20 protein-coding genes are annotated in these 23,781 nt (G+C 70.8%); 11 read left to right on the plus strand and 9 right to left on the minus strand.

Annotated elements, in window-relative coordinates; translation table 11 throughout:
• Positions 1–112 precede the first annotated feature (112 nt).
• Positions 113–979 (minus strand): 3-methyl-2-oxobutanoate hydroxymethyltransferase, encoded by an 867-nt coding sequence (gene panB, locus ACZ7EC_RS07700; RefSeq protein WP_471059185.1) that lies wholly within the window; start codon positions 977–979, stop codon positions 113–115.
• Positions 980–1,207: 228 nt separating this feature from the next.
• Between panB and ACZ7EC_RS07705 the strand changes: the two genes are divergently transcribed.
• The 4 genes from ACZ7EC_RS07705 (at position 1,208) to ACZ7EC_RS07720 (ending at position 6,099) form a co-directional block, all read left to right on the plus strand.
• On the plus strand, positions 1,208–2,794 hold the full coding sequence (locus ACZ7EC_RS07705) for an MFS transporter (RefSeq protein ID WP_471059187.1): 1,587 nt from the start codon (positions 1,208–1,210) through the stop codon (positions 2,792–2,794).
• A gap of 223 nt (positions 2,795–3,017) precedes the next feature.
• The gene (locus ACZ7EC_RS07710) at positions 3,018–3,560 is read left to right on the plus strand and encodes a TetR/AcrR family transcriptional regulator (RefSeq protein WP_471059773.1); all 543 of its coding nucleotides are present in this window, start codon (positions 3,018–3,020) and stop codon (positions 3,558–3,560) included.
• Positions 3,561–3,829: 269 nt separating this feature from the next.
• Positions 3,830–4,789, plus strand: coding sequence for an endonuclease/exonuclease/phosphatase family protein (locus tag ACZ7EC_RS07715; RefSeq protein ID WP_471059774.1), 960 nt, complete (start codon positions 3,830–3,832; stop codon positions 4,787–4,789).
• A gap of 95 nt (positions 4,790–4,884) precedes the next feature.
• Positions 4,885–6,099: an MFS transporter gene (locus tag ACZ7EC_RS07720; RefSeq protein WP_471059189.1), complete on the plus strand. Its 1,215-nt coding sequence runs from the start codon at positions 4,885–4,887 to the stop codon at positions 6,097–6,099.
• 123 nt (positions 6,100–6,222) lie between these two features.
• Here the strand turns inward: ACZ7EC_RS07720 and ACZ7EC_RS07725 are convergent, their stop codons facing one another.
• Positions 6,223–6,579, minus strand: a complete 357-nt coding sequence (locus tag ACZ7EC_RS07725; protein ID WP_471059191.1) for a hypothetical protein — start codon at positions 6,577–6,579, stop codon at positions 6,223–6,225.
• Positions 6,580–7,087: 508 nt separating this feature from the next.
• On the opposite strand from ACZ7EC_RS07725, the gene ACZ7EC_RS07730 reads away from it, so the two are divergent.
• Positions 7,088–7,498: a hypothetical protein gene (locus ACZ7EC_RS07730; protein WP_471059193.1), complete on the plus strand. Its 411-nt coding sequence runs from the start codon at positions 7,088–7,090 to the stop codon at positions 7,496–7,498.
• Between the two features lie 58 nt (positions 7,499–7,556).
• On the opposite strand, the gene cutA is transcribed toward ACZ7EC_RS07730, so the two are convergent.
• The 4 genes from cutA to ACZ7EC_RS07750 all read right to left on the minus strand — a co-directional run bounded on the left by cutA (position 7,557) and on the right by ACZ7EC_RS07750 (position 11,587).
• The gene (cutA, locus tag ACZ7EC_RS07735; protein WP_471059195.1) at positions 7,557–7,889 is read right to left on the minus strand and encodes a divalent-cation tolerance protein CutA; all 333 of its coding nucleotides are present in this window, start codon (positions 7,887–7,889) and stop codon (positions 7,557–7,559) included.
• 164 nt (positions 7,890–8,053) lie between these two features.
• On the minus strand, positions 8,054–10,009 hold the full coding sequence (locus ACZ7EC_RS07740; protein WP_471059197.1) for a S53 family peptidase: 1,956 nt from the start codon (positions 10,007–10,009) through the stop codon (positions 8,054–8,056).
• A gap of 235 nt (positions 10,010–10,244) precedes the next feature.
• Positions 10,245–10,886 carry a DUF305 domain-containing protein gene (locus ACZ7EC_RS07745; protein WP_471059199.1) on the minus strand — a complete coding sequence of 214 codons (642 nt, stop codon included), beginning with the start codon at positions 10,884–10,886 and terminating at the stop codon, positions 10,245–10,247.
• Positions 10,883–11,587 (minus strand): DUF3105 domain-containing protein, encoded by a 705-nt coding sequence (locus ACZ7EC_RS07750; protein WP_471059201.1) that lies wholly within the window; start codon positions 11,585–11,587, stop codon positions 10,883–10,885. The genes ACZ7EC_RS07745 and ACZ7EC_RS07750 overlap by 4 nt, the downstream gene beginning before the upstream one ends.
• A gap of 141 nt (positions 11,588–11,728) precedes the next feature.
• On the opposite strand from ACZ7EC_RS07750, the gene ACZ7EC_RS07755 reads away from it, so the two are divergent.
• Positions 11,729–12,181, plus strand: coding sequence for an RrF2 family transcriptional regulator (locus ACZ7EC_RS07755; protein WP_471059203.1), 453 nt, complete (start codon positions 11,729–11,731; stop codon positions 12,179–12,181).
• Between the two features lie 259 nt (positions 12,182–12,440).
• On the plus strand, positions 12,441–13,802 hold the full coding sequence (locus tag ACZ7EC_RS07760) for a glutamine synthetase family protein (protein ID WP_471059205.1): 1,362 nt from the start codon (positions 12,441–12,443) through the stop codon (positions 13,800–13,802).
• A gap of 118 nt (positions 13,803–13,920) precedes the next feature.
• Here the strand turns inward: ACZ7EC_RS07760 and ACZ7EC_RS07765 are convergent, their stop codons facing one another.
• Positions 13,921–14,769 carry an alkaline phosphatase family protein gene (locus ACZ7EC_RS07765; protein ID WP_471059206.1) on the minus strand — a complete coding sequence of 283 codons (849 nt, stop codon included), beginning with the start codon at positions 14,767–14,769 and terminating at the stop codon, positions 13,921–13,923.
• A gap of 164 nt (positions 14,770–14,933) precedes the next feature.
• Between ACZ7EC_RS07765 and ACZ7EC_RS07770 the strand changes: the two genes are divergently transcribed.
• Together ACZ7EC_RS07770 and ACZ7EC_RS07775 are read left to right on the plus strand one after the other, a co-directional pair.
• Positions 14,934–15,842, plus strand: coding sequence for a DUF72 domain-containing protein (locus ACZ7EC_RS07770; RefSeq protein WP_471059208.1), 909 nt, complete (start codon positions 14,934–14,936; stop codon positions 15,840–15,842).
• A 264-nt stretch (positions 15,843–16,106) separates the two neighbouring features.
• Positions 16,107–19,112, plus strand: coding sequence for a bifunctional [glutamine synthetase] adenylyltransferase/[glutamine synthetase]-adenylyl-L-tyrosine phosphorylase (locus tag ACZ7EC_RS07775; RefSeq protein ID WP_471059210.1), 3,006 nt, complete (start codon positions 16,107–16,109; stop codon positions 19,110–19,112).
• Here ACZ7EC_RS07775 and ACZ7EC_RS07780 read toward each other — a convergent pair.
• Positions 19,094–19,966 (minus strand): phosphatase PAP2 family protein, encoded by an 873-nt coding sequence (locus ACZ7EC_RS07780; protein ID WP_471059212.1) that lies wholly within the window; start codon positions 19,964–19,966, stop codon positions 19,094–19,096. The two genes, ACZ7EC_RS07775 and ACZ7EC_RS07780, sit on opposite strands and share 19 nt — an antisense overlap.
• A gap of 70 nt (positions 19,967–20,036) precedes the next feature.
• A complete protein-coding gene (locus tag ACZ7EC_RS07785) occupies positions 20,037–21,071 on the minus strand; it encodes a LacI family DNA-binding transcriptional regulator (RefSeq protein WP_471059214.1) in 1,035 nt (344 codons plus the stop codon).
• A gap of 324 nt (positions 21,072–21,395) precedes the next feature.
• On the opposite strand from ACZ7EC_RS07785, the gene ACZ7EC_RS07790 reads away from it, so the two are divergent.
• Together ACZ7EC_RS07790 and ACZ7EC_RS07795 are read left to right on the plus strand one after the other, a co-directional pair.
• The gene (locus ACZ7EC_RS07790; RefSeq protein WP_471059216.1) at positions 21,396–22,667 is read left to right on the plus strand and encodes an extracellular solute-binding protein; all 1,272 of its coding nucleotides are present in this window, start codon (positions 21,396–21,398) and stop codon (positions 22,665–22,667) included.
• 96 nt (positions 22,668–22,763) lie between these two features.
• Entirely contained in the window at positions 22,764–23,768 is a 1,005-nt protein-coding gene (locus ACZ7EC_RS07795) for a carbohydrate ABC transporter permease (RefSeq protein WP_471059217.1), read from the plus strand.
• Positions 23,769–23,781: the final 13 nt, after the last annotated feature.

Raw genomic sequence — 23,781 nt, forward strand, 5'->3', positions numbered from 1 at the left:
TCCACCGGGCCTCACGGTATCCGGCACGGGGGCAGCCCCGCCGACGGGGGACGATCGACGGGGCTGCCGGGTGGTGCCGTGGTGGTCCGGGGCCGGGACGCGCGGGGCGCGGTCAGTGGACGGAGTGCTCCTCCGCGGGGAAGGCACCGCCGACCACGTCCTCGGCGAAGGACTTCGCCGCGGTGCCCATCACGTCGCGCAGATCGGCGTACTTCTTGACGAACTTGGGCACGCGCCCGGAGGTCAGGCCCAGCATGTCCGTCCACACCAGGACCTGCGCGTCGGTGTCGGGACCGGCGCCGATGCCGACCGTGGGGATCTGGAGCGAGCGCGTCACCTCGGCGGCGAGCTCGGCCGGGACCAGTTCGAGCACGACCGCGAACGCGCCCGCGTCCTGGACCGCCTTGGCGTCCTGGAGCAGCCGCGCCGCCGCCTCCTCGCCGCGCCCCTGGACGCGGTAGCCCATCGCGTTGACGGACTGCGGGGTCAGCCCGATGTGGGCCATGACCGGGATGCCGGCCTCGACCAGCAGCCGGATCTGTTCGTGCGAGCGCTGGCCGCCCTCCAGCTTGACCGCGCCGACCCCGGCCTCCTTGACCAGCCGGGTGGCCGAGCGCAGCGCCTGCACCGGGCCCTCTTGGTACGTGCCGAAGGGCAGGTCGGCGACGATCAGGGCGCGGCTGGTACCCCGGACGACCGCCGACGAGAGCACCGTCATCTCGTCCAGGGTGACGGGCACCGTCGTGTCGTAGCCGAGGTGGCAGTTGCCCGCCGAGTCGCCGACCAGCAGGACCGGGATGCCGGCCTCGTCGAAGACGGACGCGGTCATCGCGTCGTAGGCGGTGAGCATGGGCCACTTCTCGCCGCGTTCCTTGGCGAGGGCGATGTCGCGGACCGTGATGCGGCGCGTGCCCTTCCCTCCGTACAGCGTCTTGCTGCCGTCGGAGGGCTTGTTCTGGGCAGCCGAAAGCTGCGTCATGGCAACGGCTCCTTCAAGTCATCTCGAGGCGCCCTGACGGCGTCCCCGGATCGCTCCCATGGTGGCACCTCGTGCCACCCAGGGCCAGAGGGGGTCCCGTGATCCTCCCCGGCCCCGAACCCCAGCCTCCGCTTCCGGGCAATGTCAATCCCCCGAACGGGTAAGTTATCGGCAAAGAGATTCCGATACGAGACGGTTCCGTATCGGAATACCCCTACGCTCGAACACATGACAACTTCCGTCCCTGCCTCTCGCATACCTGAGGCGGTGCACCGCCGCCGTTGGGCGATCCTCGGTGTGTTGATGTTGAGCCTGCTCATCGTGGTGCTCGACAACTCGATCCTGAACGTCGCCATCAAGACCATCTCCACCCCGGCCCCCGTCGGCCTGGGCGCCACTCAGAGCCAGATCGAGTGGGCGATCAACGCGTACACCCTCGTCTTCGCGGGCCTGCTGTTCACCTCCGGTCTGATCGGTGACCGGCTCGGCCGCAAGAAGGTGCTGCTGGGCGGCATCGCCGTCTTCGGCATCGGCTCCGCCCTCGCCGCCGAGTCCGGCTCTCCGGGCCAGCTGATCGCCTACCGCGCGCTGATGGCCCTCGGTGCCGCGTTCGTCATGCCGGCCACGCTCGCCGTCCTGATGAACGTCTTCGAGCGCGAGGAGCAGCCGAAGGCCATCGGCATCTGGGCCGGCGGCGTCGGCCTCGCCATCGCCATCGGCCCGATCACCGGCGGCGCCCTCCTCGACCACTTCTGGTGGGGCTCGGTCTTCTTCGTCAACGTGCCGATCGTGGTCATCGCGCTGGTGCTGATGCTCTGGCTCGTGCCCGACTCCCGCGACCCGAACCCCGGCCGCCTCGACCCGGTCGGCGTCGTCCTGTCCGTCGTCGGCCTCGTCCTGCTGGTCTACGGCATCATCAAGGGCGGCCAGCTGGCCGACTTCACCGACCCGACCGTGCTCGCCACGATCGGCGCGGGCATCGTCGTACTCGCCGCGTTCGTGGTGTTCGAGAAGCGCAGCGACCACCCGTCGCTGGACGTGACCTACTTCAAGAACAAGGTGTTCTCCAGCGCCATGGCCGCCATCGCGCTGGTCTTCTTCGCGCTGATGGGCGTCACCTTCTTCTCAGTCTTCTACATGCAGAGCGTGCGGGGCTACTCGCCGCTCCAGTCCGGCCTGCTGATGCTGCCGCTGGCCGCCGCGCAGATGATCTTCGCGCCGCGGGCCCGCCTGGTGGTCCAGCGGTTCGGCAACAAGGCCACGACGACCGCCGGCCTGGTGGTGATCGCCGGCACCCTGGCGACCTTCGCCACCTTCGACAGCGACACGCCGATCTGGCTGCTGGAGATCGTCTTCTTCCTGATGGGCACCGGCATGGCGCACATCATGACGCCGACCTCCGTCGTCATCATGCAGGCGCTGCCGCGCGAGAAGGCCGGCTCCGCCTCCGCGCTGAGCAACACCTTCCGCCAGGTCGGCGGCGCCCTCGGCATCGCCGTCCTCGGCTCGGTGCTCGCCACCGCCTACCGCAACGGCATCGAGGACAAGCTCACCGTGCTGCCCGCCGCACTGCGCGGCAAGGCCGGCGACTCCATCGAGGCCACCCTCGGCATCGCCGACAAGCTCGGCCCGCAGGGCAAGCTCCTGGTCGGCCCGGCCGACGACGCCTTCCTGCACGCCATGCACGTCACCGCCTTCTGGGGCGCGGGCGTGGCGCTGATCGGCGCCGTGATCACCGCCCTGTACCTGCCGGGCAAGGCGCGGCCGAACGAGCAGGAGACCGAAGACCAGGAGCTGGTCGCCGCGATGGACTGACGTCATGGGCCCGCGGGGGACGGCCGACCGGCCGTTCCCCGCGGGCCCATGAACGGCTCCACGGCGGCTCCACGGGGGAGGGAGGCGGCTGCGGGACAATTTCCGCAGCACACTGAGAGGACGGATTGACGTGAGCTTTGCCGAGAACCGGTCCTGCCCTGCCGGACCCGCTCGGGGCCGGCCCCGCAGCGAGGCCGTGGAACAGGCCATCCTGGAGGGCGTGATGCAGCTCCTGGAGGACGGCGTACCCCTGGCCGAGCTGTCCATCGAGCGCATCGCCCGCACCGCCGGGGTCGGCAAGGCCACCATCTACCGCCGGTGGAGCGGCAAGGAGGAACTCTTCGTCGACGTGCTGCGCACCGCCGAACCCCCCGACCCCGAACTCCCCGGCACCTCCATGCGCGACGATCTGATCGTCATCCTGGAGTCCCTGCGCCAGCGCGGTCTGGTCAGCCGCTCCTCGGCGATCCTGCACAACGTGTACGTGCAGATGAAGTCCAGCCCCCGCATCTGGGCCGCCTACCACGCGGGCGTCGTCGCCCCCCGGCGCGTCCTCATGCTCGACGTGCTGCGGCGCGGCCGGCGCGACGGGGAACTGCGCGACGACATCGACCTCGAACTGGCCAACGACATGTTCGTCGGCGCCATGCTGGTGCGCACCGTCATGCGCCCCGACGGGGACCTCCCCGAGGACCTGGCGGCACGCATCGTGGACACCACCCTGGAGGGCCTACGGCCCGTCAGCTCCACAGTCTCGTCGCACTGATGTGCATGTTTTGTCACAGACGGCGGGCGACGCACCGCTGACCGGAACTCCCCGTGCCACCCGTTCGTCATCGTCTTCCGTACGGCCGTCATGGGACGGCGAGAACGGAGCCGATCATCCCCTAGGGTCGGAGTAACGGGGGACGAACGGTGTGCACGGCGGGCAGTGAGGCAGGCGGTATGGCGCAGCAGGCATACATGACGGAGACGGCGGACGGCGGCTCGGGGCCCGAGCGACCGGGATCCCGGCTTCGGCGCCTGCTGCACCGGATGTTCGCCCCCTGGCGCAACGATCCCGGCATCTGGCGCCGGGGCGCCGTCCTCGCCGCACTCGCGCTGCTGCTCGCCCTCGTGATGCTGCTGCACGCGCACGTGCCCAACACCGTGGGCAACCTGGGCAGCCTCACCGAGACGTTCCTGCCCTGGCTGGGCGTGTTCGTCCCGCTCCTGCTGCTGCTCGGCCTGTGGCGCAAGTCGGCGATCACGCTCATCGCCGTACTCCTCCCGGCGATCGTCTGGCTCAACCTCTTCGGCGGGCTGCTCACCGACAAGGCGGGCGGCGGCGGCGACCTGATGGTGGCCACGCACAACGTCAACGCCGACAACCCCGACCCGGTCGGCACCGCCCGCGCCGTGGCCGGCTCCGGCGCCGACGTCCTCGCGCTGGAGGAGATCCCCGCGTCCAAGGTGCCGGTCTACGAGGGGGCGCTCGCCTCGACGTACAAGTACCACGCGATCGAGGGCACGGTCGGGCTGTGGAGCAAGTACCCGATGACCGGCGTGCGGGCCGTGGACATCAAGCTCGGCTGGAAGCGGGCGATGCGGGCGACCGTGACCACGCCCGAGGGGCCGGTCGCGGTGTACGTCGCCCACATGCCCTCGGTACGGGTGAAGCTGAAGGCCGGCTTCACCGCGCGGCAGCGGGACACCAGCGCCAGCGCGCTCGGCGAGGCCGTGGCCGACGAGACGCTGAGCCGGGTCATCCTCCTCGGCGACCTCAACGGCACGATGAACGACCGCTCGCTCAACGGCGTCACCTCCCAGCTGCGCTCCACCCAGGGCGCGGCGGGCAGCGGCTTCGGCTTCAGCTGGCCGGCGGCGTTCCCGATGGCGCGGATCGACCAGATCATGGTCAAGGGCGTCGAGCCGGAGAGCAGCTGGATCCTGCCGCGCACGGGCAGCGACCATCTTCCGGTGGCCGCCCGTGTGAACCTGGACACGCCGTCGTAACCTGCCGGAATAGCGGGCCTGAGAGACTTTGTTCCGTAACTGAACTTTACGGTACGACGCTTCCCCCTCCGCTTCGGAAAGGCACAGGCCCCTCCATGCCCCTGGCCCTGCTCGCGCTGGCCGTCGGCGCCTTCGGTATCGGTACGACCGAGTTCGTGATGATGGGACTGCTCCCCGACGTCGCGTCCGACCTGCACATCTCCATACCCTCGGCCGGCCATCTGGTCTCGGCGTACGCGCTGGGCGTCGTCATCGGCGCCCCGCTGCTGGCCGCCGTCACGGCCCGGATGTCCCGCCGTACCGTCCTCATCGCCCTCATGGTCCTGTTCGTCGTGGGCAACGCGCTGTCGGCCTTCGCCCCCGGCAACGGCTCCCTGCTCGCCGCGCGCTTCCTCAGCGGGCTGCCGCACGGGGCGTTCTTCGGGGTGGGCGCGGTGGTGGCGACCGGCATGGTCCCGCCCGAGCGCAAGGCACGCTCGGTCTCCCTGATGTTCCTCGGCCTGACGGTCGCCAACATCGCGGGCGTCCCGGCGGCGACGCTCATGGGCCAGCACCTGGGCTGGCGGGCCACCTTCCTCGGCGTGAGCGCGATCGGCCTCGCCGCGATCGCCTCCCTGGCCCTGCTGATCCCGCACGACCACACCCACACCTCCGCGACCGGCCTGCGCGGTGAACTGGCCGCGCTGCGCTCCCTGCCGGTGTGGCTGGCGCTCGGCACGACGGTGGCGGGTTTCGGCGCCCTGTTCGCGGCGTACAGCTACGTGACGCCGATGCTGACGGACGCGGCGGGCTACGCCGAGACGAACGTGACGCTCCTGCTCGCCCTGTTCGGCGTCGGCGCGACCGCCGGAAACCTGCTGGGCGGCCGTCTCGCCGACCACTCCCTGCGGGGCACCCTGTTCGGCGGACTGACCTCACTCGCGGTGGTCCTGGCCCTGTTCCCGCTGCTGATGCGGGCGGAGTGGAGCGCGGCGGTGGCGGTCACCCTGCTGGGCATGGCCGCCTTCATCACCGGCTCCCCGCTCCAGCTGATGGTGATGGAGAAGGCCTCGGCCGCCCCCTCCCTCGCCTCCTCCGCCAACCAGGCCGCGTTCAACCTGGCCAACGCGGGCGGCGCGTGGGTCGGCGGCATCGCTCTGGCCGCGGGTTTCGGTACGACCTCCCCGGCCCTCGCGGGCGCGGCGCTCGCGGTGCTGGGACTGGCCGTGGCGGGCGCGGCGTACGCGGTGGACCGCCGCCGTGCGGCCCCCTCGGCGGGCCGGGTCGTCACCTCGCACCTGCCGGAGGACGCGGGGGCGCTGCACCGCTGACCGGGCATCGCCCCCGCGTCCGCTGCGCCCTGTCCGGACCCCTGGAACCCCTCGGACGCCTCGGAGGTCCCGGCCGGGAAGTCCGGACAGGGCGGTGGCCTCGGGCCGGCGGCCCGGAGCGGATCAGGCGTAGGTCAGGCTGATCGCGTCGCCGCTGATCGTCCAGTGCTGCCCGCGGTCGAAGTCGTCGCAGGGGCGGGTGCGTACTTCGGGGGTGTTCCAGGTGTTGGCGAGGCAGTAGCCGGGTGCGTAGGTGAGGCTGATCTGCTGGCCGCGGACGGTCCAGTGCTGCCCGCGGTCGAACCCGTCGCAGGGGCGGGTGCGTACTTCAGGGGTCTCCCAGGTGTTGGCGAGACAGTAGTTGCCCGCCGCGCGGGCGCCGGCGCTCGGCGCGGAGGCCGTGGCGCTGACGGCCGGCAGTAACGAGGCTGTCACCGTGAGAACTGCCACCGTGACGGCTTTGCGAAGTCCGAGGGTCATGAAGTGACTCACCTTTCACGCCGACGAGATCGGACGGCCCCCGGCCCGGAGTACCCCGCGAGGGGCCCGGCCGGAGCAGGGGGTCGCCGCAGTGTCGATGCAGTGCTGTTCCAACCCATCGGCCGACAAACGGCGACATGCCCAGCGTCGCCCGAACGGCCCAGAGGCGTCCCTCGTTCGCGTGAAAGGGATCGCTCCCCGATGGGCCGCACGCCCGCCTGCGCACCCCCGCACGCCCCCTCGAAGCCCGCACTTGCCGGACCACCTCGCACCGGACCGTCTTGCCGCCCGGCTGCGTGCCCTGGGACTGCCTGTCGCCTGAGCCTCTCCCCGTACTCGTACCGCCCGGCGGCCCCCGGAGGATTCGGCATGGTTTCGTAAAGCCGCCCGGCGAGACCCAACCCGACCCGCCTCTCCGGCCCTCTCAAGGACCAGCGAGGCGCAATCGGGCGCTTTCGTGATGAAGCGGGTCTCGCCGGATGCCGGGGGACCCAGGGGAGGGAAACGCATGAACGGAACGAAGAAGTCGCGGGGCGTTCGCGCGGCCGTGATCGGCGCACTGGGGCTCGCCTCGGTCACGCTGGCCGCCGTACCGGCGTTCGCCAAGGGCGACGTGGAGATCACGGCACCGCGCACGGCGCACGTCGGCAAGACGTTCACGATCAAGGCGGACGGCGACGACGACAGCGCCGGCTTCCTGCACCAGCTGTGCCTGGAGGAGCGCAGCGGCAAGCAGGCATGGCACCAGGAGACGTGCAGCGCCGCGGTCGAGGACGGCGCCCGCGTCACCGCCCACGGCTCCGCCGCCCACCGCGGCGACCTGCAATTCCGCGCGGTCCTCTACGGCCTGAAGAACAAGCACGACCGCCACCCCGCGCGCCTGCACACCTCCACCGTGGTCACGGTCCGCGTCCGCTGACCCGACCCGCACGGCGCGGCGCTCCAGGGGCCGGGTGACGCACCCCCGACGTGGGGCGTCACCCGGCCGCCCCCGCCGAACACTCCTCGGCCACCCACCGCAGATACGCCTCGGACCCCCCGGTCACCGGCAGTGTGATCCACTCCGGCACCTCGTAGCCGTGCCGCTCGGCGACCCAGGCTTCCAGGTCCGGCAGCCGTTCCGTGGTCGTCTTGTACGAGATCCGCCACTCCCGCGCCGTCTCGACCGCCCCCTGCCACCGGTACACCGCGGTGAACGGCGGATCGATGTGCGCGCAGGCCGCCAGCCGGTTCTCCACCGCGCCACGCGCGAGGACCTGCGCCCGCTCCTCGTCGTCGACGGTCGTCTGCGCGATCACGATCAAGGTCATGCGACTGTCTCCCGCGTCAGGGAGATACGACCCTATCGAACCCCTGGAACGGGAATCGACCGCGCGCGGCGCCGAGCTTGAGGGCGGGCAACACGAAGGGGACGCGCGGCCTAAAAGCCCCGCGTCCCCTTCTTCCGAAGCTCAGTTCAGCTCGGTGGAGCCGTTCAGTGCTTCTTGCCGTTGCTCTTGGCGTACGACGCGACGTAGCCGTCCGCCGGGGAGCCGACGCCCGTCACGTCGTCGTAGCCCTTGGTGGCGGACAGGGAGCTGTCCTTGCCCAGGCTGCGGACGGAGTAGAGCAGGCCACCGGTGGCGTCGATGCCGTTGGCGTAGTCCACGCGGACGACGCCCAGGCCGTGGCCCGTGGGGTTGTCCGTGACGTCGTGGTAGACGCCATCCTTGCCGAACTTGGCGTAGATCGACGGGTTGGCGAAACCGATCGCCTTGCCGCCGCGCGCTTCCTCGGCGAGGGCCTGGACCGCCGCGATGGTCGGCGCGGCCAGCGAGGTGCCGCCGATGCGGTACTCGCTGTACTGCTGCGACCCGTCGGGGAAGGTCTGCGTCTGGCCCACCAGGAACCCGGTGTTCGGGTCGGCGATGGCCGCGATGTCCGGGACGACGCGGTTGCCGGAGGCGTTGTTCGCCTTGGCGAGCGAGTCCGGGACGACGCCCTTCTGGTAGTACGGCTCGGCGACCGTGCTGCTGGTGCCGCCGCCCGCGCCCGAGGTGAAGGCGCCGGGGAAGTTGACCCAGCTCTTGCCGTCGGCCGACAGGCTCGACTTCTCGGTGCCCCAGCCGGTCTCCCACAGGTACTTGTCGCCCTTGCCGACCGCGAGGGAGGTGCCGCCGACGGCGGTCACCCAGGCGGAGTTGGCCGGGGTGTCGACCTGCTTGGTGCCGGTGTTGGCGACCTGGTCGCCGTCGTCACCGGAGGAGAAGTAGAAGCCGATGCCCTGCACCGCGCCCAGCTGGAAGACCTGGTCGTAGGCGGCCGCGAGGTCCGGCGTCTGGTTGGCCTCGACGTCGCCCCACGAGTTGGAGACGATGTCGGCCAGGTGGTTGTCGACCACCTTGCTCAGCGAGTCGAGCAGGTCGTCGTCGTAGCAGGACGCCGCACCCACGTAGGTGACGTCGGCGTCCGGCGCGACCGCGTGCACGGCCTCGACGTCGAGGGTCTCCTCGCCGTACCAGCCCGACGCCTTGCACTCGTCGGTCTTGGTGTAGGCGGCCGGCAGCACCTGCTTGAGCTGGCTGGTCTTCCACGCCTTGTCGCCGTTCTTCGCCGCGTACGTGCCGGCGTCGTAGGCGATGGTCGGCGAGGCGTAGGCGTCGGTGATGGCGACGCGGACACCCTTGCCGGTGTACTTGCCGGCGCCGTAGACCGAGCGCAGCTGCTTGCCGGTGTAACCCTTGACGGCGTACGGCAGCTTGGTGCCGTACGCGTCCGGCAGCGTGCTCGCGGTCTTCGAGCCGTAGTACGACGAGAACGGACCGGCGTTCTTGAACACCGCGTCCGGGGGCGGCAGCGTGTCGTCGTGGTCGGCCTTGTGCGGGGCGCTGTCCAGACCGGTGACGGTCAGCACGGTGCCCTTGAGGGACGCCGGGACGGAGGCCGCCTGCACGGGGGCGCGGTACGTCTTCGAGCCCTTGGCGTAGTTGTGCAGCTGGGTGCCGAACGCCTTCTCGGCGGAGGCCACGTCACCGGAGACGGCGACGTAGTGCTGCGTGACCTCGGTGACCTTCAGACCGGCCGACTTCAGCCAGGACTTGACGGCGGCGACCTGGGCCTTGGTGGCGCCGTAGCGGGCCTGGACCTGCTTGGCCGACAGGTACTTGCCGTAGGACGGCGAGCTGGGGTCCGACACGGCCTTGGCGTAGGCCGCGAGGCCCGCCGAGTCCTGGCCGGCCAGGTAGACGCGGGCCTTGACCTGGGCGCCATTGCTGGTGGCACCCTTGTCCGCCTTGGCCGTGGCCCACAGCGGCTTGGTGCCCTTCAGGGCGTTACGGGCGGGGCTGTCCGCGGCGTGGGCCGCGGGTATGCCCAGCGCCAGCGCACCGGCGATCATGGGCAGCGCGGCTGCCATGCTCACGGCGCGCGTCTTGGCGCTCTTGGATCTCATAGAACCCCCTGCGATGCGTTGCGCATGCACGTAGTAGGTAGGTACACGCGGCTCCGCGCCGGCCGGCGGCGGTGGTGAACAGCCGGCGAATGGATCACACGATGGGGGCAACTCTGGCCGATGAACCGTTCATGCCAGGTAAAAGGGACGAAAAGAGAGACTCAAGTAACCGTCATCCAGGGGGATTTGGGCTGTTTTTCCTTACAGCTGTATTACGAAGGGAGTTGTTCCCTGGTCAGGAGAGCGGTGCGGCTCCGCGCTCCTTGAGCATCCCGGCCATCACCTGGAGCTCCGACTGCTGCGCGTCCACCATGCCCTGGGCCAGCCGCTTCTCCACGCCCACCGTGCACTTGGCCACGCAGCCCTCGGCCATGTGGATGCCGCCCTTGTGATGGTTCGTCATCAGCTGGAGGTAGAAGATCTCGGCCTGCTTGCCGTTCAGGGTCGCGAGCTTCCTCATCTGCGTATTGGTGGCCATACCGGGCATCAGCGAGCCGTCCTTCGCGGTGACCATGCCGCCCATGCCCATCCAGGTCATCGGCGGGTCCGCGGACACCTTCGGCAGCCCCCACAGATCCAGCCAACCGAGCAGCATCCCGCGCTGGTTGGCCTGCGTCTGCGCGATGTCGTAGGCGAGCCGCCGCACGTCCTCGTTCTTCGTGTGGTCGCGGACGATGTACGACATCTCGACGGCCTGCTGGTGGTGCACGGCCATGTCCCGCGCGAAGCCCGCGTCCGCCGAGTCCGCACTCGGGACCCGCAGGACCGCCTTGCCGCCACCCGAGCCGGAGTCGGCGACCGCGTACGTGACGGCACCGGCGGCGACGAGCACCGCCGCCGCGGCTCCCGCCCCCCAGCCGAGGGTGCGCCGGCTCACTTCATCACCCCACCGGTGCACGAGGCGCCCGGCTCGGGCGTCTGCGGCCCCTGCACGAAGTCCGCGAAGAACTTGTCCACTTCGGGATCCTTGGCGCTCTTGACCGCCACCTGGTGGCCCCATGCCGACAGCATCAGCGGCGCCGCCTGGTTCTCGTAGGGGCTCATCAGCGAGTACGGCGTCTTCTTCACCTTCGCCGCGAGCGCCGCCACATCGGCCTTGGGCGCCTTGGCGGTGTACGTCACCCACACCGCGCCGTGCTCCAGCGAGTGCACCGCGTTCTCGTCGTGCAGCTGCTGCGTGTAGACGTCGCCGTTGCAATCGGCCCACACCGGGTTGTGGTTGCCGCCGACCGGCGGGTGCATCGGGTACGACACCGGGGTCGTCACGTGCGTCCGCGACAGCGTGCCCTGCCAGGCGCGCACGCCGTCCTTCCCGGTGGTGAAGTGCCCGGAGTCCCCGGAGCTCTTGCTGCTCGTGTCGCCGCCGCTCTTGCCGTCGCCGCCGCTCGCCGTCGTGTCCTTCTTGCCGGACCCGTCGTCCATGAGCACGACACCGCCCACCACGAGCCCGGCGACGACCACGACGGACGCGGCGATCACGAGCGCCCGGTTCCGGCGCGCCCGCGAACGCTCCGCGCGCCGCATCTCCTCGATGCGCGCCTTGCGTGCCGCGCTGTTGCTGTTGTTGGCGGAACCCATGAGGCGATGTCCTTCTGGGGAAAGGGGGCGGACAGGGGTGGAGCCCGCTGATCGTAATGGGGGAGTGGGGGAGTGCCGTAGAGCGAGCGCGGCAAAGGCGTTGAATTTGCACCCGAGATGCGTATTATTTACGCTCGCGCCATGAGGCTGCTGCGGTCCACCGACCTCGCCCTGCGCATCCTGATGCGCCTCGCCGTGTCCACCGACGACACGCCCGCTACCCGCAAGGTCGCCGAGGACATGGGCGTGCCCTACACGCATGCCGCGAAGGTCGTCGCCGAGCTCCAGCACCTGGGCCTGCTCGACGCCCGGCGCGGGCGCGGCGGCGGCCTGGCGCTCACCGAACGCGGCCGCACCGCCTCCGTCGGCGCGATCGTGCGCGCCTTCGAGGGCGACGGCGAGGTGGTGGAGTGCGAGGGCGCCACCCCCTGCCCGCTGCGCTCGGACTGCCGCCTGCGCGACGCCCTGCGCCGGGCTCGGGAGGCGTTCTGCGCCTTCCTGGACCCGATCACCCTGGACCAGCTCGTCACGGACCCCACCGGCCCGGTGCTGCTGGGCATCTCCCTGCGCCCTGCCGGAGCCCCGCTCTCCTGAACGGCGCGAAGGGCCGCCCGCCGGAAACAGGGGACGAAAAATTCTCATTCGCGATGCAAATTCAAGAGGCCGCCCCACGCCCCGCCCGGCCCGGCCGTTACGGATGCCGCCGCCGACAGGCAAGATGGGCGGCAGGGCAGTACACCTGCCGTAGGAGAGGCGTTCAGTAGGTGGACGTCGGGGCGATCAAGGTCCGCAACACGGATGAAACGGTGTTGTGGTGGGATGCTCCTGACCAGCAAGGATGGGGAATCGGAAGATGGACAAGCAGCAGGAGTTCGTGCTCCGCACCCTGGAGGAGCGCGACATCCGGTTCGTACGCCTGTGGTTCACGGACGTGCTGGGCTTCCTCAAGTCGGTCGCCGTGGCCCCCGCCGAGCTGGAACAGGCCTTCGACGAGGGCATCGGCTTCGACGGCTCCGCCATCGAGGGCTTCGCCCGCGTCTACGAGTCCGACATGATCGCCAAGCCGGACCCGTCCACCTTCCAGATGCTGCCGTGGCGCGCGGAGACCCCCGGCACGGCCCGGATGTTCTGCGACATCCTGATGCCGGACGGCTCTCCGTCCTTCGCCGACCCGCGCTACGTCCTCAAGCGCGCCCTGGCCCGCACCTCCGACCTGGGCTTCACCTTCTACACCCACCCGGAGATCGAGTTCTTCCTGCTGAAGGACCGCCCGCTGGACGGCTCCCGCCCGACGCCGGCCGACAACTCGGGCTACTTCGACCACACGCCGACCAGCGTCGGCATGGACTTCCGCCGCCAGGCGATCACGATGCTGGAGTCGATGGGCATCTCGGTGGAGTTCTCCCACCACGAGGGCGCACCGGGCCAGCAGGAGATCGACCTGCGCTACGCCGACGCCCTCTCCACCGCCGACAACATCATGACCTTCCGCCTGGTCATGAAGCAGGTCGCGCTGGAGCAGGGCGTCCAGGCCACCTTCATGCCGAAGCCGTTCTCCGAGCACCCCGGCAGCGGCATGCACACCCACCTCTCCCTCTTCGAGGGCGACCGCAACGCGTTCTACGAGTCCGGCGCGGAGTACCAGCTCTCCAAGGTGGGCCGCTCCTTCATCGCGGGCCTGCTCAAGCACGCCGCGGAGGCGTCCGCGGTCACCAACCAGTGGGTCAACTCCTACAAGCGCATCTGGGGCGGCTCCGAGCGCACGGCGGGGGCGGGCGGCGAGGCCCCCTCGTACATCTGCTGGGGCCACAACAACCGCAGCGCCCTGGTCCGCGTCCCGATGTACAAGCCCGGCAAGACCGGCTCGGCCCGCGTCGAGGTCCGCTCCCTGGACTCCGGCGCCAACCCCTATCTGGCCTACGCCGTCCTGCTCGCCGCGGGCCTGAAGGGCATCGAGGAGGGCTACGAGCTGCCGCCGGGCGCCGAGGACGACGTCTGGGCCCTCTCGGACGCCGAGCGCCGCGCGATGGGCATCGAACCCCTCCCGCAGAACCTCGGCGAGGCCCTGACCCTGATGGAACGCAGCGACCTGGTCGCCGAGACCCTGGGCGAGCACGTCTTCGACTTCTTCCTGCGCAACAAGCGCCAGGAGTGGGAGGAGTACCGCTCGGAGGTCACGGCGTTCGAGCTGCGGAAGAACCTGCCGGTGCTGTAGCCGCCCCCGCAGGGGCCGCGCGGCACCGGAGCGGACGGCTCCACCGCGGGACTCCTCCTATTCCTGGGCGGAGTGGATGACTCCCCGGCCCAGCGCACCTGGGCCGGGAAGCCCCTCGTCAGGAGGACGCCCAGATCCCGCCGATGTCCTTCGCGGTGGCGGCGTTGCCCGCGTGCGCGCTCAGCCCCTGGCTGTCCTCCAGGGTGCGCAGGACGTCGTAGTGGTTGTACGTGACGGAACTGGACGACCCCGCGACCACCGGCTGCCCGTACAGCAGGGTCGGAATCCGGTTGCCGCTGCTGGAGTCGTCCTCGTCGAAGGTGACGACGAGCAGGCTGTTGTGCGTCTTGGCCCAACTCGCGTACCCGCCGAGGTTGTTCTTCAGCCAGGTGTCCCCGGTGGCCACCGAGCAGTCGTGCATGTCGCTGCACAGGTTCGGCGTCACGAACGACACCTGCGGCAGCGTCGAGTAGTCCGCCGGGAACTGCGCGAAGGTCTTCGCGCTCGACGTGGGCACGTTGGCGAACCCGAACCACGGATTGTGCTTGCGCGCGTACTTCCCGCTGCTGCACACGGTCGATCCCTGGCTGGGCAGCGACTCGTTGTAACTCGCCCAACTGCGCCCGGCCGCGATCAGCTCGGACGCCAGGTTCGGCGCGGACGAGAACCCCGGCGTGTAGCAGCTGTCGTCCGTGATGCCCTGGGTCGCCCCCGAGAACAGGGCGAAGTAGTTCGGCTGACTGGGATGCGTGATGGCGTACGACTGCGACAGGTAAGCCCCGCCACTCTTCAGCGAGTTGATGTACGGCGCGCTGGAGGACCCGATGACCTGGCTGTCGGCGTGGTTCTCGAACACCACGACCACCACGTGGTCCGGGCGGGGCACACCACTCGCGGCCTGCGCGGTCTCACCGCCGAGTCCGGCCCACAGACCGGTCGCGGCGACGAGGGAAGCCACGGACGCCATGGCGGTACGGGTACGGCGGAACGGGGAACTGCCGGACACAACGACCTCCGGGAGGATCGGGGTTGACGTACGAACTGAGCATGCACACGCCAGAATGCTCCTTCCCGGCGCCGGCCGACCCCCCGCGATGAAAACCCGGTGAACTACTGGGTACCCCCGCTCCCATGGCGAACATCCTCATCGGCACCTGCGGCTGGACCGACCGCGCCCTCCTGGCCAGCGGCTGGTACCCGCCCGGCCACCGCGACACCGAGGGCCGCCTGCGCCACTACGCCACCCGCTTCCCCGTGGTCGAGGTGGACTCCCCGTACTACGCCCTGCCGACAGCCCGCACCACCGCCCACTGGGCCGAGCGCACCCCCGACGGCTTCCGCTTCGACGTCAAGGCCCACGCCCTCCTCACCGGCCACCCCACCCGCCCCTCCGCCCTCCCCCCGGACCTGCGCGGCCACCCCCGCGACGACGCCCTCCTGACCGAGGTGTGGACCCGCTACGCCGAGGCCCTGACCCCCCTGCGCACCGCCGGCCGCCTCGGCACCCTCCTCTTCCAGTACCCGCCGTCCCTCACCCCCGGCCCGGCCGCCGAGACCTTCATCCGCGCGGCCCGCGAACGGGCCCGCGACTGGCCCTTCGCCGTGGAGTTCCGCAACCCCGCCTGGTGGCAGAGCGCCCGCACGCTCCCGTTCCTCACGGACCTGAACGCCACCGCCGTCTCCGTGGACGCCCCCACCCTCCCCCCGACCCCTCTCGTCACCACCCCCCACCTCTCCCTGATCCGCTTCCACGGCCACAGCCCCCACTGGGGCACCGGCACCAAGGAGGACCGCTTCCGCCACCACTACACCCCCCAGGAGCTGACGGACTGGCTCCCCCGCGTCCACCACCTGGCCACCCGCACCGAGGAAGTCCATCTCCTCTTCAACAACTGCTGCGGCGACGCGGCCGTCAAGGCGGCGGAGACGATGCAGACGACCCTCCTCACCACGACGCTGCCGCACCCGCGCACGGCGGGGAGGGGACGTGCCGGGTGGTGTCCGCCCGCAGCGGCCGGCGAAAACCCCCCGCACCCCTGAACCCCCGGACCGCCGGACCGAGGACGGACACCACCCGGCGCGGCACCGACGCACCGCCCCTGCGAGGCGCGTCAAAGGCCACGACGGCGCCGCGCCTGCGCCGCAGGCATCCGTCTGCTGCCGTACCCGACGCGAACCCGCACCCACCGTGCTGCCGCCCCCACCCCCAACCCCACGCCCACCCCCCACCCGACCCGGCACAGCCCGCCGCAGGCGACTACGCTCCCCTCCAGGACCAGAGCCACCCCGAGGGGAGCCCCGAACATGACGCCGGGCCGCAGAAGCAGCACCTTCACGCGCCTGCTCCGACACGGCTTCACCGACGCCACCGCCGCCGAACGCCTCCTCGACACCCCCGGACTCGCCCACGTCCGCGACGACCCCTTCCTCCTCGAAGCCCTGGGCGCCACCGCCGACCCCGACCTCGCCCTGCACGGCCTCGTCCGCCTCCTGGAAGCCCAGCCCGCCCCGGACTCCCACCGCGAACTCCTCGACACCCTCCTCGCGGCCAAACCCCTGCGCGACCGCCTCCTGGGCGTCCTCGGCGCCTCCACCGCCCTCGCCGACCACCTCGCCCGCCACCCCTCCGACTGGCAGGCCCTGGTCACCTACGAGCCCCAGGACCTCCACCCCGGCGTCACGGAATTCGAACGCTGCCTGGCGGACGCCACCGACCCCGTCACCCTCCGCGTCGCCTACCGCCGCTGCCTGCTGTCCATCGCCGCCCGCGACGTCTGCGGCACCACGGACGTCGCCGAGACCGCCGCCGAACTGGCCGACCTCGCCACCGCCACCCTCCGCGCCGCCCTGGCCATGGCGCGGGCCGCGGCCCCCGAGGACGCCGCCGCCTGCCGCCTCGCCGTGATCGGCATGGGCAAGTGCGGCGGCCACGAACTGAACTACGTCTCCGACGTGGACGTGATCTTCGTGGCGGAAGCCACCGAGGGCACCGACGAGACCAAGGCCCTGCGCGCGGCCACCAACCTCGCCTCCCACCTGATGCGGATCTGCTCCGAGACCACCGTCGAGGGCTCCATCTGGCCGGTGGACGCCAACCTCCGCCCCGAGGGCCGCAACGGCCCCCTCGTCCGCACCCTCTCCTCCCACCTCGCCTACTACCAACGCTGGGCGAAGACCTGGGAGTTCCAGGCCCTCCTCAAGGCCCGCCCGGTGGCCGGCGACGAGAACCTGGGCCAGGAATACCTGGCCGCGCTGCACCCCCTGGTCTGGCAGGCCGCCGACCGCGACAACTTCGTGGCGGACGTGCAGAAGATGCGCCGCCGCGTGGTCGACAACATCCCCGCCGCCGAAGTCGACCGCGAACTCAAGCTCGGCCCCGGCGGCCTGCGGGACGTCGAATTCGCCGTACAGCTCCTCCAGTTGGTCCACGGCCGCGCCGACCCCGCCCTGCGCAGCGGCAGCACCCTGGCCGCCCTGGAGGCCCTCGCCGCCGGCGGCTACGTGGGCCGCGAGGACGCCGCCCGCCTGGACGAGGCGTACCGCTTCCTGCGCGCGATGGAGCACCGCATCCAGCTCTACCGCCTGCGCCGCACCCACCTCGTCCCCACCGCCGAGGAGGACCTGCGCCGCCTGGGCCGCTCCCTCGGCCTGCGCGCCGACCCCGTCACCGAGCTGAACCGCGAGTGGAAGCGGCACGCCGGCGTCGTACGACGGCTGCACGAGAAGCTGTTCTACCGCCCGCTCCTGGACGCCGTCGCCCAGCTCGCCCCCGGCGAGGCCCGGCTGCGGCCCGAGGCCGCCCGCGAACGCCTGGTCGCCCTCGGCTACGCCGACCCCGCCGCGGCCCTGCGCCACCTGGAGGCCCTCGCCTCGGGCGTCACCCGCAAGGCCGCGATCCAGCGCACCCTGCTGCCCGTACTCCTGGGCTGGTTCGCGGACTCCGCCGACCCGGACGCCGGTCTGCTGAACTTCCGCAAGGTCTCCGACGCCCTCGGCAAGACCCCCTGGTACCTGCGCCTGCTGCGCGACGAGGGCGCCGCCGCCGAGAACCTGGCCCGCGTGCTGTCGGCGGGCCGGCTGGCCCCCGACCTCCTGATGCGCGCCCCCGAAGCGGTCGCCCTGCTCGGCGACGGGGACGGCGCGGCGAGCGGTCTGACGCCCCGTGGCCGTGCCGCGCTCGAACAGGAGATCCTGGCCGCCGTCGGCCGGGCGGAGAACAGCGAGCAGGGTGTCACCGCGGCCCGCGGCGTGCGCCGCCGCGAACTCTTCCGCACCGCCGCCGCCGACATCGTCGCCTCCTACGGCACCGACGCCACCCCCGTTCAGGCCGACCAGGGCGCCCTGGTGGACCTCGTCGGCGGTGCCGTCTCCGACCTCACCGCGGCCACCCTGGCTGGCACGCTGCGCGCGGTGGTCCGGGCCGGCTGGGGCGACACGCTGCCCACCCGGTTCGCGATCATCGGCATGGGCCGGTTCGGCGGCCACGAACTGGGCTACGGCTCCGACGCCGATGTGCTGTTCGTCCACGAACCGCAGGAGGGCGTGGACGAGCACGAGGCCGCCGCCGCCGCGAACAAGGTCGTCGCCGAGATGCGCCGGCTGCTCCAGCTCCCCAGCGCCGACCCGCCCCTGCTGATCGACGCCGGCCTGCGCCCGGAGGGCAAGTCGGGCCCGCTGGTGCGCACGCTGAAGTCGTACGCGGCGTACTACCGCCGCTGGTCCCTTGTCTGGGAGTCCCAGGCGCTGCTGCGGGCCGAGCCGTTCGCGGGCGACGCCGACCTCGGCCGCCGCTTCGTCGAGCTGATCGACCCGCTGCGCTACCCGGCGCGCGGCCTGACCGACGACTCCGTGCGCGAGATCCGCCGGCTGAAGGCCCGCATGGAGTCGGAACGGCTGCCCCGCGGCGCCGACCCCCGGCTGCACACCAAGCTGGGCCCCGGCGGCCTCTCCGACGTGGAGTGGACGGTCCAGCTGCTCCAGCTGCGGCACGCCCACGAGATCCCCGGCCTGCGCACCACCCGCACCCGCGCCGCGCTGGCGGCCGCGCGGGAGGCGGGCCTGCTGGGCGAGGAGGAGGCGGCCACCCTGGACGAGGCGTGGGTGCTGGCCACACGGGTGCGCAACGCGGTGATGCTGGTGCGCGGCCGGGCGGGCGACACCTTCCCCACCCAGCCCCGCGAGCTGGCCGCGGTGGGCCGCTACCTGGGCTACGGCGAGGGCCACGCCGGCGACATGCTGGACGCCTACGGCCGTACGACGCGCAAGGCCCGCATGGTCATGGAGGAACTCTTCTACGACGACGAGGCGTAACCGGGCCGGCGGCCCGCGCCCTCGCGCACCCTGCGGGGCAGGGCGTACGGCCCCGCTCCGTACCAGACCCGTGCCACCCCGAACCCGAACGAGAGGCAGAGGACGCCGCCCACCGCGTCCAGCCAGAAGTGGTTGGCGGTGGAGACGATGACCAGCAGCGTGGCCAGCGGATACAGCAGCCCCAGCACCCGCACCCAGGGCACCGACGCCAGCGCGAAGATCGTCAGCCCGCACCACAGCGACCAGCCGATGTGCATGGACGGCATCGCCGCGTACTGGTTGGACATGTGCTTGAGGTCCCCGGAGGCCATCGAGCCCCAGGTGTGGTGCACCATCACCGTGTCCACGAACCCCCCGCCCCGCATCAGGCGGGGCGGGGCGAGCGGGAACAGGTAGTAGCCCACCAACGCGCCCCCCGTGGTGGCGAACAGCGCGAGGCGCGCGGCCGCGTACCGGCCCGGATGCCACCGGTACAGCCACACCAGGACGCCGAGCGTCATGACGAAGTGCAGGGTGGCGTAGTAGTAGTTCATGCCGATGATCAGCCAAGTCACCGCGTTCACCGCGTGGTTGACGGATCGCTCGACGTCGATGCCCAGCGCGTGCTCCGTGCGCCAGATCCAGTCCGCGTTGCGCAGCGCCTCGGCCTTCTGCTCCGGCACCGCGTTGCGGATCAGCGAGTACGTCCAGTAACTCACCGCGATCAACAGGATCTCGAACCAGAGCCGGGGTCTGCGCGGCCGCCGCAGCCGGCCCAGCACACCGCGCGCCGGGCTGCCGTCCCTGCCCGTGTCGGCCCGCGGTCCGGACGCCTCTTCGCGACCTTCCCACTGCGTCACGGTCGAGTCACTCATGGGCATCAAGTCTGCCAGAAAACGGCCTCAGCGCCCGATCAACCCAAAGTCGGGTCCGCCGCGCACGTTTCTACGACGTACGCAGGAGATGCGGCGCCGATGCCGTCGAGCCGCGCACCACCAGCTCCGGCATGAACACGAACTCGCTGTGCGGCGCGGGCGTACCGCCGATCTCCTCCAGGAGCGTGCGCACCGCCGCCTGACCCATCGCCGGGACCGGCTTGCGGACCGTGGTCAGCGGCGGATCGGTGAACGCGATCAGCGGGGAGTCGTCGAAACCGACCACGGACACGTCCCGCGGGACCTCCAGGCCCCGCTGCCGGGCGGCCCGTATGGCGCCGAGGGCCATCATGTCGCTGGCGCAGACCACCGCGGTGCAGTCCCGGTCGATCAGCGCCGTCGCGGCCGCCTGACCGCCCTCCAGCGTGTACAGCGAGTGCTGCACCAGCTCGGTCTCCACCATCTCGGCGCCGAGCCCCAACTGGTCCTGCATCGCCCGCAGGAAGCCCTCGATCTTGCGCTGCACGGGCACGAACCGCTTCGGCCCCAGCGCGAGCCCGATCCGGGTGTGGCCGAGCGAGGCCAGGTGGGTCACCGCGAGCGTCATCGCGGCACGGTCGTCAGGGGAGATGAACGGCGCCTGCACCCGCGGTGAGAACCCGTCCACCAGCACGAACGGCACGCCCCGCGCCCGCAGTCGCTCGTAGCGCTGCATGTCGGCGGTGGTGTCGGCGTGCAGCCCGGAGACGTAGATGATGCCCGCCACCCCGCGGTCCACCAGCATCTCGGTCAGCTCGTCCTCGGTGGAGCCGCCCGGCGTCTGGGTGGCGAGCACCGGGGTGTAGCCCTGGCGGGTCAGCGCCTGCCCGATGACCTGCGCCAGGGCGGGGAATATCGGGTTCTCCAGCTCCGGCGTGATCAGTCCGACCAGACCCTCGCTGCGCTGGCGCAGGCGCACCGGCCGCTCGTAGCCGAGCACGTCGAGTGCGGCGAGCACGGACTGGCGGGTGGTGGCGGCGACGCCCGGCTTCCCGTTGAGGACCCGGCTGACGGTCGCTTCGCTCACCCCCGCCTGCGCTGCGATGTCGGCAAGCCGTGTGGTCACGCCACTGGACTGTACCGGTCGTCTCCCGCCTTGCACACCGCTCGGGCGCCGGGCTCGCCCGGTCGAACGACCCCCTGCGGGTTGCTGCCTCATCGCGCTCCCTCGAGTTCGTCTATGTGCGTCGGTGGCAAGAGCTTGCAGAGTCTTGCACACGTTGCCGCAAGCCGCTGAGCGGTAACGACAGGGTAACCATCGGGTTCCCTTGCACTTTTTTTCTGCAAGGCCTTTCGTAATGCTTACATCGCTGTTACGTTCCCTGTCGCCCGGCAGCCTCCTCCATCGGCGCAGTCGGCATCACTCGGGCTTAACCCTCAAGGAGAACTCATGCGGCGTGGCATAGCGGCCTCCGCACTGGTGGCGTCCCTCGCCCTCGCGGCGACGGCCTGTGGCGGCGGAAGCGGCGACGGCAAGTCGGACGGGCCGGTCACCATCACCTGGTGGGACACCTCCAACGCCACGAACGAGGCACCGACGTACAAAGCGCTCGTCCAGAAGTTCGAAGCCGCGAACAAGGACATCAAGGTCAAGTACGTCAACGTCCCCTTCGACCAGGCGCAGAACAAGTTCGACACCGCCGCGGGTGCCTCCGGCGCCCCGGACGTGCTGCGCTCCGAGGTCGGCTGGACCCCCGCCTTCGCCAAGAAGGGCTACTTCCTGCCGCTGGACGGCACCGAGGCCCTTGCCGACCAGGCCAAGTTCGAGCCGAACCTGGTCAAGCAGGCGCAGTACGAGGGCAAGACCTACGGCGTACCGCTGGTCACCGACACCCTGGCCCTGGTCTACAACAAGGCCCTGTTCGCGAAGGCCGGCATCACCACGCCGCCGAAGACCTGGGACGAGCTGAAGTCCGACGCCGCCAAGATCAAGGACAAGACCGGCGCCGACGGCTACTGGGGTTCCACCCAGGGCTACTACGGCCAGCCGTTCCTGTACGGCGAGGGCACCGACACCGTCGACGTGAACGCCAAGAAGGTCACCATCGACACGCCGGCCGCCAAGAAGGCGTTCGGCACCTGGCTGAGCCTGTTCTCCGGCAAGGGCCTGCACAAGGCCGACACCACCCCGGACGCCTACGCCCACATCATGGACGCGTTCTCAGGCGGCAAGGTCGCCGCGATCATCCAGGGCCCCTGGGAGAACACGAACATCTACAAGGGCAGCGCCTTCAAGGACAAGGCCAACCTGGGCGTCGCGGTCGTCCCGGCCGGCTCCACCGGCAAGGCGGAGGCCCCGACCGGCGGTCACAACCTCTCGGTGTACGCCGGCTCCGACAAGGCGCACCAGGCGGCGGCCCTGAAGTTCGTCAACTTCATGACGTCGGCCTCCTCCCAGGAGACCATCGCGCTGAACAACGCCACCCTGCCGACCCGCATGGACGCCTACACCGCCAAGGTGACGGCCGATCCGGGCACCGCCGGCTTCCAGCGCGTGCTGTCCGCCGCCCAGCCCCGCCCGTCGCTGCCCGAGTACGGCTCCCTGTGGGCGCCGCTCGACACCGAGCTGCCGAAGATCGCCAGCGGCAAGGAGTCGCTGGACACGGGTCTGAGCAACGCCGACATCGCGATCGGCAAGCTGGTCCCCGACTTCGCCAAGTAAGCCCGGACGGCCGCCGGCTGCCTCACCCACGAGGAGGCAGCCGGCGGCCCCCGCCCTGTGCCCGGCCATCCTTGAACCATCTGAAGGTGTCGAACCATGACAGTCGCCATCGACCGCGTGACCGGCAAGAGCCGCGGTGACCGCGCGCCTCGGCCAGGGCTGGGGCAGCGCATGCGGAACAGCCTCCAGAAATACTGGTACGCCTACGCGATGATCGCCCCGGTGGTCATCGTGCTCGCCGTGCTCGTCGGCTACCCGCTCGTGCGGGGCTTCTATCTCACCCTGACCGACGCCAACAGCCTCAACTCGGCGCGCACCATCGGTGTCAACCACATCGCCGCGACCTACAAGTTCGTCGGGCTGGACAACTACAAGAACATCCTGTGGGGCCCGCTGTCCTACGACCGCTTCTGGTCCCACATGATCTGGACGATCGTGTGGACGGTCGCCTGTGTGACCCTGCACTACACCTTCGGCCTCGGCCTCGCGCTGATGCTGAACCAGAAGCTGCGCGGGCGCACCGTCTACCGGGTGCTGCTCGTCCTGCCGTGGGCGGTGCCCACCTTCGTCACCGTCTTCTCCTGGCGGATCATGCTCTCCGACTCCGGAGTGCTCAACCAGCTCCTGCACGCGCTGCACCTGCCGCAGCCGCAGTGGCTGGAGGACACCTTCTGGCAGCGCTTCGCCGCCATCATGGTCAACACCTGGTGCGGTGTGCCGTTCATGATGCTCTCGCTGCTCGGCGGCCTCCAGTCCATCGACACCGCCCTGTACGAGGCGGCGCGGATGGACGGCGCCAACGCCTGGCAGCGCTTCCGGCACGTCACCCTGCCCGGCCTGCGCTCGGTCAGCTCCACGGTGGTGCTGCTCGGCGTCATCTGGACCTTCAACCAGTTCGCCATCATCTTCCTGCTGTTCGGCCCGACCAGCGCCCCGGACGCCCAGATCCTCGTCACCTGGGCCTACTACCTGGGCTTCGGCCAGCAGCCGCGCGACTTCGCCCAGTCCGCCGCGTACGGCGTACTGCTGCTGTCGATCGTCACCGTCTTCACCTCCTTCTACTTCCGCTGGCTGAAGCGCAATGACCAGCTCGCCGTCTGACGCCGCAGGAGCC

Source organism: Streptomyces sp. NPDC037203, assembly GCF_055605065.1.

Excerpts from the sequence above, each read along its gene's own strand:
- panB (WP_471059185.1), bottom strand. The coding sequence starts at position 979 with ATGACGCAGCTTTCGGCTGCCCAGAACAAGCCCTCCGACGGCAGCAAG.
- ACZ7EC_RS07705 (WP_471059187.1), top strand. The coding sequence starts at position 1,208 with ATGACAACTTCCGTCCCTGCCTCTCGCATACCTGAGGCGGTGCACCGC.
- ACZ7EC_RS07710 (WP_471059773.1), top strand. The coding sequence starts at position 3,018 with ATGCAGCTCCTGGAGGACGGCGTACCCCTGGCCGAGCTGTCCATCGAG.
- ACZ7EC_RS07715 (WP_471059774.1), top strand. The coding sequence starts at position 3,830 with ATGTTCGCCCCCTGGCGCAACGATCCCGGCATCTGGCGCCGGGGCGCC.
- ACZ7EC_RS07720 (WP_471059189.1), top strand. The coding sequence starts at position 4,885 with ATGCCCCTGGCCCTGCTCGCGCTGGCCGTCGGCGCCTTCGGTATCGGT.
- ACZ7EC_RS07725 (WP_471059191.1), bottom strand. The coding sequence starts at position 6,579 with ATGACCCTCGGACTTCGCAAAGCCGTCACGGTGGCAGTTCTCACGGTG.
- ACZ7EC_RS07730 (WP_471059193.1), top strand. The coding sequence starts at position 7,088 with ATGAACGGAACGAAGAAGTCGCGGGGCGTTCGCGCGGCCGTGATCGGC.
- cutA (WP_471059195.1), bottom strand. The coding sequence starts at position 7,889 with ATGACCTTGATCGTGATCGCGCAGACGACCGTCGACGACGAGGAGCGG.
- ACZ7EC_RS07740 (WP_471059197.1), bottom strand. The coding sequence starts at position 10,009 with ATGAGATCCAAGAGCGCCAAGACGCGCGCCGTGAGCATGGCAGCCGCG.
- ACZ7EC_RS07750 (WP_471059201.1), bottom strand. The coding sequence starts at position 11,587 with ATGGGTTCCGCCAACAACAGCAACAGCGCGGCACGCAAGGCGCGCATC.
- ACZ7EC_RS07755 (WP_471059203.1), top strand. The coding sequence starts at position 11,729 with ATGAGGCTGCTGCGGTCCACCGACCTCGCCCTGCGCATCCTGATGCGC.
- ACZ7EC_RS07760 (WP_471059205.1), top strand. The coding sequence starts at position 12,441 with ATGGACAAGCAGCAGGAGTTCGTGCTCCGCACCCTGGAGGAGCGCGAC.
- ACZ7EC_RS07765 (WP_471059206.1), bottom strand. The coding sequence starts at position 14,769 with ATGGCGTCCGTGGCTTCCCTCGTCGCCGCGACCGGTCTGTGGGCCGGA.
- ACZ7EC_RS07770 (WP_471059208.1), top strand. The coding sequence starts at position 14,934 with ATGGCGAACATCCTCATCGGCACCTGCGGCTGGACCGACCGCGCCCTC.
- ACZ7EC_RS07775 (WP_471059210.1), top strand. The coding sequence starts at position 16,107 with ATGACGCCGGGCCGCAGAAGCAGCACCTTCACGCGCCTGCTCCGACAC.
- ACZ7EC_RS07780 (WP_471059212.1), bottom strand. The coding sequence starts at position 19,966 with ATGAGTGACTCGACCGTGACGCAGTGGGAAGGTCGCGAAGAGGCGTCC.
- ACZ7EC_RS07790 (WP_471059216.1), top strand. The coding sequence starts at position 21,396 with ATGCGGCGTGGCATAGCGGCCTCCGCACTGGTGGCGTCCCTCGCCCTC.
- ACZ7EC_RS07795 (WP_471059217.1), top strand. The coding sequence starts at position 22,764 with ATGACAGTCGCCATCGACCGCGTGACCGGCAAGAGCCGCGGTGACCGC.